The sequence below is a fragment of the Paenibacillus validus NBRC 15382 genome, from assembly GCF_004000985.1.
GTDB lineage: Bacteria > Bacillota > Bacilli > Paenibacillales > NBRC-103111 > Paenibacillus_G > Paenibacillus_G validus.
In genome coordinates this window covers 1-16338 of record NZ_BIMH01000073.1, presented here as the reverse complement: position 1 = coordinate 16338, position 16338 = coordinate 1, and the positions used below count along the sequence as shown (strand labels likewise).

16 protein-coding genes are annotated in these 16338 nt (G+C 54.4%); 5 read left to right on the top strand and 11 right to left on the bottom strand.

Features of this window, described 5'->3' with window-relative positions; translation table 11 throughout:
• Positions 1-32 precede the first annotated feature (32 nt).
• From PVA01S_RS25020 to ilvB, 4 genes are all read right to left on the bottom strand, one after another.
• Positions 33-1580 carry a 2-isopropylmalate synthase gene (locus tag PVA01S_RS25020; RefSeq protein WP_127610472.1) on the bottom strand — a complete coding sequence of 516 codons (1548 nt, stop codon included), beginning with the start codon at positions 1578-1580 and terminating at the stop codon, positions 33-35.
• A gap of 165 nt (positions 1581-1745) precedes the next feature.
• A complete protein-coding gene (ilvC, locus tag PVA01S_RS25015; RefSeq protein ID WP_054797931.1) occupies positions 1746-2738 on the bottom strand; it encodes a ketol-acid reductoisomerase in 993 nt (330 codons plus the stop codon).
• A gap of 136 nt (positions 2739-2874) precedes the next feature.
• Complete coding sequence (gene ilvN / locus PVA01S_RS25010) at positions 2875-3363, bottom strand: acetolactate synthase small subunit (protein WP_127610470.1); 489 nt, start codon at positions 3361-3363, stop codon at positions 2875-2877.
• Positions 3360-5102: a biosynthetic-type acetolactate synthase large subunit gene (ilvB, locus tag PVA01S_RS25005; RefSeq protein ID WP_127610468.1), complete on the bottom strand. Its 1743-nt coding sequence runs from the start codon at positions 5100-5102 to the stop codon at positions 3360-3362. Before ilvB ends, ilvN begins: the two co-directional genes overlap by 4 nt.
• 588 nt (positions 5103-5690) lie before the next feature.
• Here ilvB and PVA01S_RS25000 point away from each other — a divergent pair.
• The gene (locus PVA01S_RS25000; protein ID WP_230876334.1) at positions 5691-6776 is read left to right on the top strand and encodes a metallophosphoesterase family protein; all 1086 of its coding nucleotides are present in this window, start codon (positions 5691-5693) and stop codon (positions 6774-6776) included.
• A gap of 180 nt (positions 6777-6956) precedes the next feature.
• Here PVA01S_RS25000 and rplT read toward each other — a convergent pair whose 3' ends face one another.
• The 5 genes from rplT to PVA01S_RS24975 all read right to left on the bottom strand — a co-directional run bounded on the left by rplT (position 6957) and on the right by PVA01S_RS24975 (position 11070).
• Positions 6957-7316, bottom strand: a complete 360-nt coding sequence (gene rplT / locus PVA01S_RS24995) for a 50S ribosomal protein L20 (RefSeq protein WP_127610464.1) — start codon at positions 7314-7316, stop codon at positions 6957-6959.
• 58 nt (positions 7317-7374) lie between these two features.
• On the bottom strand, positions 7375-7578 hold the full coding sequence (rpmI, locus tag PVA01S_RS24990; RefSeq protein WP_054797929.1) for a 50S ribosomal protein L35: 204 nt from the start codon (positions 7576-7578) through the stop codon (positions 7375-7377).
• 27 nt (positions 7579-7605) lie between these two features.
• Positions 7606-8106: a translation initiation factor IF-3 gene (infC, locus tag PVA01S_RS24985; protein ID WP_127610462.1), complete on the bottom strand. Its 501-nt coding sequence runs from the start codon at positions 8104-8106 to the stop codon at positions 7606-7608.
• A gap of 243 nt (positions 8107-8349) precedes the next feature.
• Positions 8350-9585: a glycosyltransferase family 2 protein gene (locus PVA01S_RS24980; RefSeq protein WP_054800199.1), complete on the bottom strand. Its 1236-nt coding sequence runs from the start codon at positions 9583-9585 to the stop codon at positions 8350-8352.
• 318 nt (positions 9586-9903) lie between these two features.
• Positions 9904-11070 carry a glycosyltransferase family 4 protein gene (locus PVA01S_RS24975; protein WP_127610460.1) on the bottom strand — a complete coding sequence of 389 codons (1167 nt, stop codon included), beginning with the start codon at positions 11068-11070 and terminating at the stop codon, positions 9904-9906.
• Between the two features lie 498 nt (positions 11071-11568).
• Here PVA01S_RS24975 and PVA01S_RS24970 point away from each other — a divergent pair, with 498 nt between their 5' ends.
• Both PVA01S_RS24970 and PVA01S_RS24965 read left to right on the top strand, forming a co-directional pair.
• Positions 11569-12093 (top strand): phosphatase PAP2 family protein, encoded by a 525-nt coding sequence (locus PVA01S_RS24970; protein ID WP_054797928.1) that lies wholly within the window; start codon positions 11569-11571, stop codon positions 12091-12093.
• 61 nt (positions 12094-12154) lie between these two features.
• Positions 12155-13297 carry an MGDG synthase family glycosyltransferase gene (locus tag PVA01S_RS24965; protein ID WP_127610458.1) on the top strand — a complete coding sequence of 381 codons (1143 nt, stop codon included), beginning with the start codon at positions 12155-12157 and terminating at the stop codon, positions 13295-13297.
• A 199-nt stretch (positions 13298-13496) separates the two neighbouring features.
• Here PVA01S_RS24965 and trmB read toward each other — a convergent pair whose 3' ends face one another.
• Positions 13497-14234, bottom strand: a complete 738-nt coding sequence (gene trmB / locus PVA01S_RS24960) for a tRNA (guanosine(46)-N7)-methyltransferase TrmB (protein ID WP_054800200.1) — start codon at positions 14232-14234, stop codon at positions 13497-13499.
• Positions 14235-14415: 181 nt separating this feature from the next.
• Positions 14416-14916, bottom strand: coding sequence for a WGxxGxxG-CTERM domain-containing protein (locus PVA01S_RS24955; RefSeq protein ID WP_054797927.1), 501 nt, complete (start codon positions 14914-14916; stop codon positions 14416-14418).
• Positions 14917-15117: 201 nt separating this feature from the next.
• Here PVA01S_RS24955 and mnmL point away from each other — a divergent pair, with 201 nt between their 5' ends.
• Both mnmL and PVA01S_RS27070 read left to right on the top strand, forming a co-directional pair.
• The gene (gene mnmL / locus PVA01S_RS24950) at positions 15118-16071 is read left to right on the top strand and encodes a tRNA modification radical SAM protein MnmL/YtqA (protein WP_054797926.1); all 954 of its coding nucleotides are present in this window, start codon (positions 15118-15120) and stop codon (positions 16069-16071) included.
• A gap of 74 nt (positions 16072-16145) precedes the next feature.
• Positions 16146-16338, top strand: a 193-nt coding sequence (locus PVA01S_RS27070) for a hypothetical protein (RefSeq protein ID WP_218029666.1), incomplete at its 3' end; no start/stop codon positions are given.

The following is a 16338-nucleotide window of genomic DNA, read 5'->3' as shown; positions in this document are numbered from 1 at the left end:
CGACTGACATTTAAATGTCAGTCGTTTTTGCGTTAAACCGTCGATACGTTGTTGCGTCCGCGTGCAGGCGTTTTGCGTTTGTCAATCAAACGGTTGATCGCATCCACATAGGCGCGCGCGCTCGCTTCGAGGATGTCTGTGCTCACGCCGCGGCCCTGTACGGAATAATCGCCCTGCTTCAGCACGACATGCACCTCGCCGAGGGCGTCCTTGCCTTGCGTCACGGATTGGATCGAGTAGTCGTCAAGCTCAACGTCTTCCTTCGTCGCTTTATCGATCGCATTGTAGATCGCGTCGACGGAGCCGTTGCCAACTGCCGCTTCATCCAGCGTCTGGCCTTCCAGCGTACGAATCCGCACCGTTGCGGTCGGCGTGGATTGGTTCCCGTACGACACTTGGATCATCTCGAGCGCGAACACTTCCGGCGTCTCGATCAGCTTCTCCTCGACCAGCGCCAGGATGTCTTCGTCAGTGACCTGCTTCTTCTTATCGGCCAATGCCTTAAACTTCCCGAACGCCGTATTGAGCTGTTCGTCGTTCAAGCTGTAACCAAGCTCCACCAGCTTCTCGCGGAACGCGTGACGGCCGGACAGCTTACCCAGCGGCAGCTTGCCGCCCTTCAGCCCGATCTTCTCCGGAGACATGATCTCGTAGGTCGTCTTCTCCTTCAGCACGCCGTCCTGATGAATGCCCGATTCGTGCGCGAAGGCGTTGGCGCCGACAATCGCCTTGTTCCCCGGCACGACCATGCCGGTCAGCTTGCTGACCAAGCGGCTCGTACGCGCAATCTCGGATAACGTCAGCGTTGTCTTCGCCTGGAAGTACTCCTGACGCGTCTCGAGCGCCAACGCCACCTCTTCGATCGCCGTGTTGCCGGCGCGCTCGCCGATGCCGTTGATGGTGCCCTCGATCTGATCCGCACCGTTCAAAATCGCCGCCAAGGCGTTCACCGTAGCCATCCCGAGGTCATCGTGACAATGAGCGCTAAGCTGGATCTTCTCGATGCCCGGTACGGTTTCCTTCAACGTCTTGAAAATGTTGCCGTACTCATACGGGGTCATGTACCCGACCGTATCGGGGATGTTCACGACCGTCGCGCCGGAGCGGATCGCCAGATCGGTTACCTCGCAGAGGAAATCAAGCTCGGTACGCCCTGCATCCTCGGCCGAAAACTCGATTTTGCTGAAATATTTCCTGGCATACTTGATCGCCGCTTCAGCCGCTTCCAACACCTGATGCTTCTCCATTCTCAGCTTATGCTTGCGGTGAATGGGGCTGGTCGCCAGGAACAGGTGAATACATGGATCCTCCGCGCCTTGAAGCGCCTCACGCACGGCTTCGATGTCCTGCTCGCGCGAGCGGGACAACCCGATGACAGATGCATTCTTGACGGCTCTGGCCACCGCGTTAACGGCAGCCAGATCGCCGGGGGATGCTGCCGGGAAGCCGGCTTCGATGCGGTCTACGCCAAGCTTCTCGAGCTGCAAAGCAATTTCCACCTTCTCCTGAATGTTCAGGTTGACGCCTGGAGATTGCTCGCCGTCACGCAGCGATGTATCGAAAATATAAATTTTTCTCATGCCGGTTTCACCTACGCTTTACCGAAATATGGAATACTTACTTAAAGCAGAAAAAGGTACGGCTCGAAACGTGCGGAACGCCCGGCGCTTCCGGTTCGTCCCGCCTGACGTCATCAAGCCGACCTTATACAGTGCTGACATGTAAACCGCTGACTAGCGTAAAAACTACTTCTTGATCCAGTGCATCATTTCACGCAGCTGGGAACCGACTTGCTCCAATGGATGCTCGGACTCCAGGCGACGGGTAGCCGTCATGAATGCGTTGCCGGATTGGTTCTCCAGGATGAAGTCGCGAGCGAATTTACCTTGTTGGATATCGGACAGTACGCGCTTCATTTCTTTCTTCGTTTCTTCCGTGATGATGCGAGGACCGGTTACATAGTCACCGTACTCAGCCGTATTGGAGATCGAATGTCTCATCGTTGCGAGGCCGCCCTCGTACATCAGGTCAACGATCAGCTTCAGCTCGTGCAAACACTCGAAGTAAGCCATCTCTGGAGCGTAGCCTGCCTCTACCAACGTTTCGAAGCCCGCTTTCACGAGTGCGGACGCGCCGCCGCAAAGTACGGCTTGCTCGCCGAACAAGTCGGTTTCGGTTTCTTCGCGGAAGGACGTTTCGATAACGCCTGCGCGTGTGCAGCCGATTCCTTTTGCATAAGCAAGGCCGATTTCTTTCGCTTGGCCGGTTGCATCTTGGTGAACGGCGATCAGACCAGGTACGCCAAAGCCTTCCACGTATACACGGCGAACCATGTGACCTGGAGATTTCGGAGCGACGAGGAATACGTCTTTATCCGCGGACGGATTGATTTGCCCGAAATGAACGTTGAAACCATGGGAGAACATGATCGCTGCGCCATGCTTCAGGTTCGGTTCGATTTCGCTTTTATATACGCGAGCTTGCGTCTCGTCCGGCATCAAGATTTGTACGATGTCGGCCAATTTCGTAGCTTCTGCTACCGAGTACACGTCAAAACCGTCGTTTTTCGCTTGTTCGAAGGATTTACCTTGGCGAAGACCGATAATAACTTTCAAGCCGCTGTCGCGCAAGTTTTGCGCCTGAGCGTGGCCTTGGCTTCCGTAGCCGATAATCGCAATCGTTTTGCCTTTCAGAACGTTCAGGTCTGCATCTTTTTCATAATACGTAGTTACTGCCATGGTATAATAGCTCCTCCTTTAATTTAAAACCCTGTGAGTGGGTGCTCAAACGCACCACCGGCCTGCGGGCTTCTGTCCGTAGGAAAGGTCATCCGCTTGAGATCCCACTCACAGGAACATTGTACTATGTTTTGGGTTACTTCACCATACCGCGAATCATCGCGGTTACGCCCGTGCGGGATAATTCCTTAATGCCGTAAGGCTTAAGCAGCTCGGTCATCGCGTCGATTTTCTCGGAATCGCCGACGACCTGCACGATCAGCGAGTTCGGGCCGATGTCGACGACCGCTGCGCGGAACGTCTCGACGACGCCGAGAATTTCGGGCCGCATATTCGGCTCGGCATTCACTTTGATGAGCGCGAGCTCGCGGGCGACCATCGGATTGGAGCTCAGATCGACGACCTTGATGACGTCGATCAGCTTATACAGCTGCTTGGAAACCTGCTCCAACGTATGATCGTCTCCAGTCGTGACGATGACCATGCGCGAGAGACCGTTCTCCTCCGATTCCCCGACTGTAATGCTCTCGATATTGAAACCCCGGCGGCCGAACAGGCCGGATACGCGCTGCAGCACACCGGGCTGGTTATTCACTAGAACGGAAATGGTGTGTTTGCGTGTCATTCCGAATCCCCCAGTATCATTTGATCTATCGTCGAGCCTTGCGTTACCATCGGGAACACGTTCTCGTGCTTCCGAACGACGAATTCGACGAGAACCGGACCCGGGGTATCGAGCGCTTCCTGCCAAGCGCGGCGCGCTTCTTCCTTGTTCGTGGCGCGAAGGCCCTTCACGCCGTAAGCTTCCGCCAGCTTCACGAAATCCGGGCTGCCGGCCAAGTCGATATGGCTGTAGCGATTATCGTAGATGATTTCCTGCCACTGGCGAACCATACCGAGCACTTGGTTATTGATGACGACGATTTTCACCGGAATTTTGTTAATGGCGCAAATCGCCAGCTCCTGCGAGCACATTTGCATCCCGCCGTCGCCGTTGATCGAGACGACCAACCGGTCAGGATTCGCTACTTGCGCGCCGATCGCCGACGGGAATCCGAAGCCCATCGTGCCTAGGCCGCCCGAAGTGATCCACGAACGCGGCTTGTTGAATTTGTAGAACTGCGCGGCCCACATCTGATGCTGGCCGACGTCCGTTGTGACGATCGCATCGCCTTTCGTCGTCTCATGAATCATCTCGACCACATACTGCGGCTTCAGCTCAGTCTCGGAGTCGTTGTACTTGAGCGGATTGTTCCGCTTCAGCTCTATCACTTCCGCGATCCAGCTCTCCGACTTTGCCGCTTTCGCCTTCTGGTTGGCCAGCTGCAGAACGGCTTTGATGTCGCCGACTACCGGAATGGCTGTCTCGACGATTTTGCCGATCTCCGCCGGATCGACGTCAATGTGCACGATCTTCTTCGCTTTCGGCGCGAAGCCGTCCACCTTCATCGTCACGCGGTCGTCAAAGCGGGCGCCGATGCCGATCAGCAGGTCGCAGTTTTGCAGCGCCATATTAGCCGCATACGTGCCGTGCATGCCCGGCATGCCGAGCCACAAATCGTCGGCGCTCGGGAATCCGCCCAAGCCGAGCAGCGTTGTGGTAACCGGGATGCGCGTTTTGCGCACGAATTCCATCAGCTCTTCCGCCGCATTCGCATATACAACACCGCCGCCGGCAATAATCATCGGGCGTTCGCTCGCTGCGATGGCTTCCAGCATCCGGTCGACCTGCAGCTTGTTCGGCTGCACCGTCGGATGATAGCCGCGAATATCCACCTTGTCCGGATACGAGAACGGGGCCGCCGCGTTGGAGACATCCTTCGGAATATCGATCAGCACCGGACCTTTGCGCCCTGTCGATGCGATATGGAACGCTTCTTTAATAATGCGGGGCAGATCCTTCACATCGCGCACCAAGTAGCTGTGCTTCGTAATCGGCATCGTGATGCCGGTAATATCCGCTTCCTGGAACGCATCCGTTCCAATCACCGTCGTCGCGACATTGCCGGTAATGACGACGAGCGGCACCGAATCCATATACGCGGTGGCGATCCCCGTAACGAGGTTCGTCGCTCCCGGCCCGCTCGTGGCGATACAGACGCCGACCTTACCGGTCGAACGGGCGTAACCGTCCGCCGCATGAATGGCTCCCTGCTCGTGACGCGTCAGCAAATGATTGAAATCGGGATTGCCGTGCATCGCATCATAAATATATAAAACCGCTCCACCCGGATAACCGAAGACGCAATCGACACCTTCCAGCAGCAAGCTGCGCAACAGCATTTCCGATCCGGTGATGACATCTGGCTTCAACAGCTCTTCGCGAAGCTGCTCTTTAGACTTTTGTGTGGTTTGTACGATCATGGGTTGGGCCTCCTTCTCTAGATTTAGGACGACGCTTGTAAAATAAGCAAAAAACCCCTCTCGCCCCCAAACGCAAATGCGCTTGACGGGACGAAAGGGGTTGATCTTCCGTGGTACCACCCAAATTTGTTAAATGCCTCACGGCAAATAACCTTAGCAGGTAATGAACGTTGCTAGCAAACGTTACACTTACCCTCGGCACAGTAACGAGTGCCAATCCGATTTTCCCTACTAGCTGCAGCTTGGCATAGCCGCACTTTTCAGGAAAACAGCTCCGAGGTGAGCTCGTAGATAAGGGATTATGGCATTGGTTTCAGCAAATCCAAATGCTCTCTGAACATAAGGGCCCTTAGCACTTCGTCCTCTTCACAGCTGTTAACTGCTGTTTTGTACTTTAATGTATTATATGACGAATCGAGGACTTCGTCAAGAAGAATCGATTTCGGCCTTGCTTCGCGCCTACGGGCAGAAACCTCCGGTTGCGAACGAAAGGTATTCTGCGAAAGTTGTCGTTAGAGGTTGTCAATCATGGACAGGTCGGGTAAAAAGACGTACCTGTACCGTTAAACTTGAAGGGAGTGATTGAAGTTGCGCAAGCCCCTCTTGTCGATTCTCGCTGCTCTGATCCTCATTTCCGCCTTGAGCGTTCTGCTTGTAGCGAACCTTCCGTCCGACCTTCAAGCCGCACCGCCCCAGGCATCGGCTTCCGTTCAGCAAGCCGCACCTGCACCGGCTGCCGGACGGGTATTGAAGCCCGTACCGAAGTCGCCGCCGTCAAACCAGCCGCTGCTCACATTCTCTGTGCTCAGCGATGCGCACGTCCGCGCTGAAGACGAGTCGTCCCATCAGAAGTTAAGCGCCGCTTTAAGCGATCTGCATAACCTCGATCCGAATGCGGAAGCCATCATCTTAAACGGCGACATGACCGACGGCTTACCCGAGGATTATGAAGCTCTCCGGAACATTCTGGAAACTGCTCCGCTTCCGGACAAGCTCTTATATGCGATTGGAAATCACGAATACTATAAAGCCTGGCATGACGATCAGGGCCGATGGAAGCCGGCAAGCTTCCCCAATGGCGAAACGGAGCAGATGTCCCAGACGCGCTTCCTGCAATTCTCCAACGCCGAAAACCTCTATTTCGAGCGGATCATTGCAGGATACCGGTTTATCGTGCTCGGTTCGGAACAATACCGGCAATCCGATCCGGGTAATGGAGAGGATGCTGTTCTTTCTGCGAAGCAGCTGCATTGGTTGGACGAGAAGCTCCACGAGGAGGACGGTTCCGGCAATCCGATCTTCGTGTTCTTGCATCAGCCGCTTCCTTACACGGTAGCCGGCAGCGGGCTGAATCGCGGGGTCGTGGCCTATACCGAGCTCAAATCGATTTTGTCGAAATACCCGCAGGTTATTTTCTTCTCAAGCCACACGCACTGGGAATTGAAAACGCCGTATACGATGAGATGGGATCAATTTACCATGATCAACACCTCCTCCGTAGGTCATCCTTTAACGGATGACGGTAAGGGAGGCGAAACGGAAACGGCGCCCGAAGATAGCGAAGGGTTATTCGTTCGCGTCTTCGCAGACCGGGTGGAGGTGCGGGGCCGTGACTTTGCCCGCAATCGCTGGGTGCCTGAAGCTCAGTTCAGCGTGCCCGTTCCCGGCAGGTGAACGGAAAGGAACCTTACAACGAAGGCATGAAGCCATGCGCAAGGTGCCGGCGTGCGTCGGATGCTCCATCCTTCGCTCGCCGGCATCAGTCTGGCTTGCCCCAGGTAATAACACAAAAAACCCATGGAGTGCACTCTGCTGAACAGCAGAGCGCGCTCCATGGGTTTTAATGTTTGATCTTTAAGCGTTAACCTTTTGTTTAGCGGTTTCGGCGAGCGAGTTGAACGCACTGATATCGTTAACCGCGAGGTCAGCAAGCATTTTGCGGTTTACTTCTACGCCAGCAAGTTTCAGGCCATGCATCAATTTGCTGTAGGACAGGCCGTTTTGGCGAGCAGCCGCGTTGATCCGGACGATCCACAATTTGCGGAAGTCGCGTTTTTTCTGACGACGGTCACGGTATGCGTACAGCAGGGATTTCATAACCTGCTCTTTAGCTGTTTTAAATAATCTATGTTTCGAACCGAAATAACCTTTAGCAAGCTTCAAAATCTTCTTGCGACGACGAGTGCGGATAAAGCCGCCTTTTACTCTTGCCATGACAATCTACCTCCAAGAATGTTGTTTATGGATAACGAAACGAATCGTAATTTGACAATTAACCTTTGATGTTAGCAAGCTGCTGCTTCAGGCGTCTTACATCGCCAGGAGCCATGACCGGGTTCGTTCCGAGCACGCGCTTTTGGCGGCCGGATTTGCCCGACAGCAGGTGGTTTTTGTAAGCTTTGTAACGTTTCACTTTACCGGTACCTGTAATCTTGAAACGGCCTTTCAGGCTGCTGTGTGTTTTCATTTTTGGCATGGGGTGTTCCTCCTTAAAGAATGAAGTTTATTGCTGCTGCTTCGGCGACAAGATCATGATCATGCTTCGGCCTTCCAGCTTCGGCCTGCGCTCGATCACGCACAGCTCTTCCACTTCGGCTGCCATCCGTTCCAGCTGGCGCTGGCCGATCTCGGCGTGAGCGATCTCACGTCCGCGGAATCGAACGGAAAGCTTCACTTTATCGCCATCACTCAAGAACTTCGTGACGTTGCGCAGCTTCGTCTGGAAATCGTGTTCGTCAATCGTAGCGCTCAAGCGAATTTCTTTGAGTTCCACGATTTTTTGGTTCTTACGGGCTTCCTTCTCTTTCTTCTGCGTTTCATAGCGGAATTTCCCGTAGTCCATAATGCGGCATACCGGCGGTTTCGCCGTAGGAGCAACGTTCACCAAATCCAGATTCAGATCCTGCGCAATTTGCAGCGCTTCACGAATCGGCTTAATGCCCAGTTGTTCCCCGTCCGCCCCAATCAGTCGAACTTCTCTCGCCCGAATGTCATCATTAATCATGTGCTCTGTACTAATAACCTGCCACCTCCAAAGGATTATATAAAAAAGACGTAGGCGCTTAGCGCCCACGTCGGTTTAGGTTCAAGTGATCGAACGATCCGATTGCATAATCAGTCATTCATGCCATTCACTCTCATTCATAACCAGCCAACCTTAGTCGGGCAGGTGAGAAGCGGGCGCTTCTTCTTCGCACCAAAACAATATATCACAAGTTCTTGGGTAAAGTCAATGTCCCATTTACAGCTATCCCGCCTGCTTGCTCTGCACTTCTTCCAGCCGGATGACACGGGTGTGCTCCGTATGGCTCCACTGCTTATTGTTCTGCGTGAAGAAGGCGTAAACCGTGATCGGCCACCAGGAAAGCAAATAAACCGGGAACGTGATCAAATACTTGTAAGTCTTAAGCGGCGCTTTCTCAAGCACGATCGCCGTAACGAACTGACCGTAGGACAGAACGGAGTAAATAGCGAACATCAACGGCGCCATTTCGTAAAGCGACGTAAACTTCTCGAAATTCGGAACAATCAAGTTAATCCACAGCACGATCGTCAATATCGAGCCGATAAAGACGTTGTAAACGTTCAGTGCGTAAACCGCCGTATCAATCTTGGCCCAGCTTCTCTCCTTAACCCCCGACCAGAACAGCGGGAGGAAGTAACGGCGCGCGACGTCGAAGTGGCCTTGCATCCAGCGCAGGCGCTGACGCGCGGAGGCCTTGAAGGTCAGCGGCTTCTCGTCGTACACTTTGGCATCGTAGTTGAATGTCGGATTCACGCCGCGCATGACGCAGCGCATCGTAAATTCCAAGTCTTCTACGAGGCTTGTTGCGCCCCAGCCCATCTCTTTAAGCAAGTTCGTTTCAAAGCACATGCCTGTACCGCCCAAGTAGTTGGCAAGCCCCAGATTTGTCCGCGGCAGCTGCCACAAGCGGTTGCAATACCAATACGTGATCGCATAAGCCGCGGTGATCCAGGAGTCATGCGGATTTTTCGTATCGAGATACGCTTGGATCACTTTGGAGCCGTTGCACAGGTCGTTGTTCATATGTGTCAAGTAATCCGGGTTTACCAGATTGTCGGCGTCGAACATGACAATCGCGTCGTATTGACGCGGCATTTTCCAAAGCTCCTTCAGCATCCACTCAATGGCATACCCTTTGCCTCGCAGCTTCGGATTTTTCCGTTCGCAAGCGTGTACGCCCATATCGCGGGCGATCTGCGCCGTATTGTCGGAGCAATTATCGCAAATAACGAAAATATCGTACAGTTCCTTAGGGTAGTCGAGCGTCTTCAGATTCTCAATGAGCGCCCCGACAACCTGCTCCTCATTGTGCGCAGCGACGAGTACGGCAAACGATTTTTGCGGCGCGTGGTTGGCCTTGTTCTTACGACGATACCAACCGAAAAACGACAGAAGCAGCTGATAGCCTCCGATTACAGCCAATAAAATTTGGAGGCCTAGCAGGATACTGTCCAACATGAAACATCCCCCTTTTTTTGTATGTACCCCTTTTGTCTTTCTTTTCTAGTTTTCGCTTTTAATACGGATTCGATGGCGTGATCAGGAATGCGTGGGTCGCCGAATATGATTTTCCTCTCTTTGGTCCGATTTGTCAAAAGCGCAATGCCGCTTGATTAAGTCAGATCTCTGTCATTTCGGGGAAAAAGCTCCGCAATTCCGCTCAGGTTCTTCGCCATCCATCTTTTTACGTCTTATTTTCATCGTTTTTCAAACTTTTTATAAGCTGCATTTGGAAATATTTTTCTTCACGCTGAAGATGCCGGGGTACAAACTATTTCAATTGACGTCTTTCTCCTCACGCGATCGTAACGACGCTTCCGCCACCTTCCGGCAGCTGTCGTACAATCCGGCGAAAATCGCGTCCCACGATTGCTTCATGCTATAGGTTCGTCCGGCCGCAGCAAGTTTTTGCGCAAAAGAGCGGTCCGTGAAAATTTTGTGCGCCGCTTCGACAAATTCCGAAACTTGGCCGGGAGTGCATAACAAGCCGGTTCGGCCGTGCTCGATATTGTCGGCCACGCCTCCGGCGTTCGCTCCGACAACCGGCGTCCCGGAAGCCATCGCTTCGAGGATGACGTTACCGAACGTTTCGGTTGCAGAAGGAAACACGAACACATCGGCCGCGGCATAGAGATCGCTCAGCGCCTTGCCTTGCTGAAAGCCGGTAAATGTTATGTCGGGATCACCTCCATACTGCTCCGTAAGCGGCTTTAGCAGCGGCCCGTCGCCAGCTATGATCAAGTGCGAACAGGCCCGCATGAGTGCCGGCAACGATTCGAAAGTGCGCATCAACACGTCGACGCTCTTCTCGGGAGCCAGTCTTCCAACATATAACATGACGAACTTACCCGGAGAAAGGTTGCGGGCGGCAAGCACTACCCTTCGCTCCGCGAACGGATGAAAGCGCTGCACATCGACGCCGCGGGACCAAATCTCTACGAAATTGAGCCCTTTTTCCTCCAAATGTTTCTTTGCGGAACGGGAAGGAACGTAAATGCGTTGACAGCCCTGATGGAACCAAAGCATGTATTTCCACAGGATCGGCTCCATCCATTGCAGTTTATAGTAAGCGAGATACTGGTCGAAGTGAGTGTGGTAGGACGCTACCACGGGTATGTGATGCCGCTTCGCGTAATGCAGCCCGACCAGCCCCAAGTTGAAGGGTGTCGCCAAATGAATCAGATCGGGGGCAAAAGCTCTGAGCGTTTTCTTCAGATTCATCGGGTTCGGGATAGCCATTCGGCACTCCGGATACAATAAAAAAGGGATACTGTAAAATCGTTCCACCATCCGTTGATTCGTTTCGGCAGCCGAGTGACTTAACGGCGCAAACACCATGCACTCCACCCCGCGCGTTTCCAAGTAATTCACCCATCGACCGAGCGTTTGCGCAACACCGTTCACATCCGGCACATACGTATCCGTAAACAGGGCTACTCTCATAATTAACCTCCTCCAAGTTTTGTTGAAACAGTAATCCGCGTTTGCGGATGACGTGAGACAAAACTACATCGGAAGCATAAGCCGGGTTTTGTCGAAACCGTCATACACGTTGGCGGATTACCTGAGACAAAACTGACATTGGAAGCATAAACCGGGGTTTTGTCGAAACTGCAATCGGCATCGGCGGTTTACGGTGAGACGAAACCGGCGGCTGAAGAATACAATGGACCGTATGGCATGCCGTACAGTCTACCCGGCTGAAGACGTTCACGAGGCGGGAAGCAGCTGCAAAGGAAACTTTCGGGTTGGCCGGCCGTATTAAGGGATACGTTACAAGCGGCAAGTTTCACAAGCTATCTTATCCAAACATTGTTAACGGGGCGTCAATGCAACATTAATTTTTTCTATTATTTCCGTTGATACTCCATTAACAATTGACAGCTACAATAAAAGTAAGCGCATGACGAAAGCTAATTCCACAGCAGGAGGCGATAACTCTTGAGCCGTGTCGTAACTTGGCTGCAGCATCATGAAAAACGGATGTTTTGTTTTGTGAATCAGCGTATTCAGCACGACGTGCTTGACTTATTCTTTAATGCCTTTACCCATATCGGAGGCGCGACGGTCATGATCGTCACCGCGTTGTCCATTGCCCTATTCACCGGCGGCGATTGGAGAACGGCCGGCATTCAGAGCTGCGCGGCGCTGGCCGTGAGTCATTTGCCCGTGGCTATTATTAAGAAGAAATACCCCAGATTGCGCCCTTATCTCGTCCTTCCCGATACCCGCGCCTGCAAAAATCCGCTGACCGACCACTCTTTTCCTTCCGGCCATACGACGGCGGTATTCTCCGTTCTGGTACCGCTGATGTTTATCGGCCCGTGGACGTTCGCACTGTTCCTGCCGGTCGCCGCTTTGGTCGGCGTTTCACGTATTTATTTGGGCCTGCACTATCCTTCCGATTGTCTGGCCGGCAGCTTGATCGGAACCGTAACCGCCGTCTCGGCTGTAGCCGTGCTGTAGGAAGCAAGCCCCATGGAAGGCAAGCCTAAATCACAAGGTACCCGGTGGAGGGAATTCGCCAATGCGTAAAAAGAGGGTTCTATTGTTATCCGAAGGCTTCGGGGCGGGACATACGCAAGCGGCGCACGCGCTGGCCCGAAGTTTGCGCCTGCTTGCTCCGGATATTCAAACCCGCGTACTGGAGCTCGGGAAGTTTTTACACCCGATGCTGGCTCCTTGGGTATTTACGGCGTACCGGAAGACGGTATCCACCCAGCCCAGACTGTATGGGATGGTGTACAGGTCGCGTTACAAAAAATCGCTGAACCGCATGACACAGCTCGCCTTGCACCGCATTTTTTACGCACAGGCGGCAGCCGTCATCCGTCAGCTGCGTCCCGATACGATCGTGTGTACGCACCCGTTCCCCAGCGCGGTCGTTTCCCGTCTGAAACGAATCGGTCTCGACGTTCCTTTATGTACGGTCATTACCGATTACGACGTTCACGGGGCATGGGTAAGCCGTGAAGTGAACACCTACCTGGTGCCCACTGAGGAAGCCAAGCAAACCTTGCTTAGCCGCGGCGTACCGGCCGATTCGGTTCAGGTGACCGGCATTCCGGTGCACCCGAATTTCTGGAAGGCGCACAACCGCGACGAGCTGCGCTCTCGCTTCGGGCTAAAGGCCATGCCGACGGTGCTCGTGATGGGCGGCGGTTGGGGATTAATGAAGGGAAAAGCGTTCCTCGATCATCTCGTGCAGCGGCGGGAGGACATACAGCTCGTTATTTGCCTCGGCAGCAACGAGAAAGCCAAAGCTGCGCTGCTCGCAGATGAGCGGTTTCGACATCCCCATGTGCGCCTGCTCGGTTTTACCCATGAAATCGACAAATGGATGGACGTGTCTGACTTGCTGATCACCAAACCGGGAGGCATGACATGCACGGAAGCTATGGCGAAGGGAATCCCGATGCTGTTCTACGAGCCGATCCCGGGCCAGGAAGAGGAAAACCTTCAATATTTCATTCAGCAGGGGCTCGGGGAACCGATACGCTCGCCGGAAACCGTCAATCGTTGGTTTGACATGCTGGCGGAGCAATATCCGGTCATGCGGCATAGACGTGAAGCGCGCGGAAACAGCGCAGCCGCTTACCGTCCGATGGATTGTTCGCGCGTGATCATCGATCAGCTGGCGGCTGCCGGCTGCTGGACCAAGTCTTCATAGCCGAAAAGCCCTGACCGGGGGTCAGGGCTTTCTCGCGCGGAGCCAAGCTCCGCCAATGTCATAACGAAAGCAAGATGGAGGGCTTATGACGAAGCGCGGTGAAATATAGCGGACCGGTAAGGTACCATCGGAACGAAAACGGGCGAACCGTCATTCAACCAATAGACGCGAGATCGTTCCGTTATTTTTGGCGCAGGAGTTAGTTCGCGTTTCCTTCCGGTTCAGCCCCCGCCTCGTCTTCCTCCGCCAATCGCTTCACATGAGCGGCCAGCGCCTTCTCGCCGATCACGACTTCCACCCGGTGAATCGGCATCCCCCGCTCGAAAAATTTCGTCTCGTATTCCGTCATCACCAGATCGGTGCGCGGCCCTTCGGCATGCAGATCGAGCGAAATATTGCGCATCCTCAGTCCGAGATCGGCGAACGAGTTCAAAGAAAATTCGAACAAGCTGCGGGAATCCGTCTTGAAATGAATTTCGCCGTTATCGTTCAGGACTTTCTCGTATTTACGGACAAAAGCGGCATGCGTCAGCCGACGGCGCGCGTGCTTCTTTTTCGGCCACGGGTCGCTGAAGTTCAAATAGATGCGGTCCAGCTCACCGCTCTCGAAGATGTCCTCCAAATATTCGATATTGAAACGAACGAGCCGCAAATTCGACAAGTCGCCGCCATGAACCTCACGGGAATCGCGTGCTTTCTCGCTGCCTCTGCGAATCAATTCGTCGTACATGTCGATGCCTATGTAATTCGTTTGCGGGTTGAGCGCGCTTAGCTCGCTGATAAACTTTCCTTTGCCCATGCCGAGCTCCACATGAATCGGACGGTCATTGCCGAACACTTCCCGCCAACGGCCCTTATGAGCCTGCGGTTCCAAAACAACCAGCTCGGGCTGAGCCTCCAGCGCTTCTTTTATTCCTTTACGTCCTCTTAGCCGCATACTCGATTTTCCTCCAACCGCAATTTACGCGCGTCCTGTTCTGAAACCCGGGACAGCCGTTTTCCTTTGTCGATTATACTCAATAATACCGGCAATGAAAAGACCGAACCCCGGCGATCGTTCGTTCGCTTAAGGTTCGGCCGCAGTCGGTGCGTGAAGGCTGGCTTTCCGTCTTTATACTTTACTTCGCACGGTCTACATCCTCGTCCCTGCTGCGTCCGCGCATGCCCGCTAATCCGAGAAGACCCAGGAGGCCCAACCATCCCCAATTGCTGCCGTTCGCCGTGGTTGCGTTGTTCGCCGTGTTCGTCCGGTACGAGAGCGTACTGTAATTGCCTCCATACCCGTAGCCGGTGCGATCGGCGGTATTCGGGTAAGTGTTCATGCGGTCGAGCATGTTGTCGTTGTAGCCGGTTCCCGTCGTGGTTGTCGTTCCGGTCGTGCTTGTGCCCGGTGTCGAAGGGCCGTAGCCGGCCGTGCCCGTCGTAGTCGGGTTAACCCTGCCCGTGGCGCTAGTCGCTCCGGTGCCGTATGTCCCGTTGGTGTTGTAAGTTCCATACGTGCCCGACGTACCGGTAGTTCCGGTTGTACCGGTAGCAGCTGTCTCGGCGAACGCCTGACCTCCGAAACCTAATGCAGTCGTCAACGCTAACGCAAGCACTGTTTTACCGAACTTGTTCATGATGTGAGAAATTTCCCTTCTCCAATCGAAAGTTGGTTAGCCGCCCTGCAACCATAGGATGAACCTCGGCGCTTCTTGTTATCCGATTCGGGACAAGGGGGCTATTGTCAAGGGAAAGTTCGCTTTTCCGCCCTGTTTTTTGTAAAATGATTGAGAGCCATCGTGCTCGCAGCAACCTGAATTTGAAGGAGTCCATACGCCATGCAAGCAACGGAATCAACCGGACCCCGTTTATGGGGAGATAAACGGTTTCATACATGGAATTACGAAATGCGCCGGCAATTCGGCACCAAAGTGTTCAAAGTGATGCTCGACGCCGGTTTTACGTGCCCCAATCGGGACGGAACCATTGCGACCGGCGGGTGCACGTTCTGCAGCGCCCGCGGCTCGGGCGATTTCGCCGGCAGCCGCCGCGACGACCTCGTGACGCAATTTAACAAAATTCGCGACCTGCAGCATCAGAAATGGCCGGAAGCGCAATATATCGGTTATTTTCAAGCCTATACGAATACGTACGCTCCCGTCGAAGAGCTCCGTGAGTATTATGAAGCGATCTTGCAGCAGCCCGGGGTTGTCGGGCTGTCGATCGCCACTCGGCCGGACTGCTTGCCGGACGATGTGATCGACTATTTGGCCGAGCTGAACGAGCGGACGTACCTCTGGGTCGAGATGGGGCTGCAAACCGTGCACGAACGCACGTCCGAACTCATCAACCGCGCGCACGACACCGCCTGCTACCTGGACGCCGTCGCCAAGCTGCGGGCGCGCGGCATCCGCGTTTGCGCCCACATTATATACGGGCTGCCGCAGGAGACACACGAGATGATGCTGGAAACCGGCCGGCAAGTGGCGCATATGGACGTGCAAGGGATTAAAATTCATCTGCTCCATCTGATGCGCAAAACGCCGATGGTTAAGCAGTACGAAGCCGGGCTGCTGCAATTCCTCGAGAAAGATGAGTACGTGAGCCTGGTCGTCGACACGCTGGAGCTGCTTCCGCCCGACATGATCGTTCACCGGCTTACCGGGGATGCGCCGCGCGACTTGTTGATCGGTCCGATGTGGAGCCTGAAGAAGTGGGAAGTGCTGAACGCATTCGACCAAGAACTGGTTCGCCGGGACACTTGGCAAGGGAAAAAGTGGACTTCGGCATGAACCGACCGTTCCCCGCGAGCGAGCCTCGATCCTCGTAGGAAGACGACGATTCCAGAATGTGAGGGGGCTTGACGATGAGAACCATTCCGCAGCGCTCTAACGCCGCTCTGCTGCTCGGGGTCGCGCTGCTGGCCGCGACCGGCTGCAGCTCGGAGCCGGTCCGGCCGGCGGCTCCGCAAGCTGCCGCACCCGCCGCCGATAGCAGCGGGACGGGTGCGCCCCTGTTGCCGCCGCCGAAGGCTGCGCCTGTTGCCCCCCAGGGGGCAA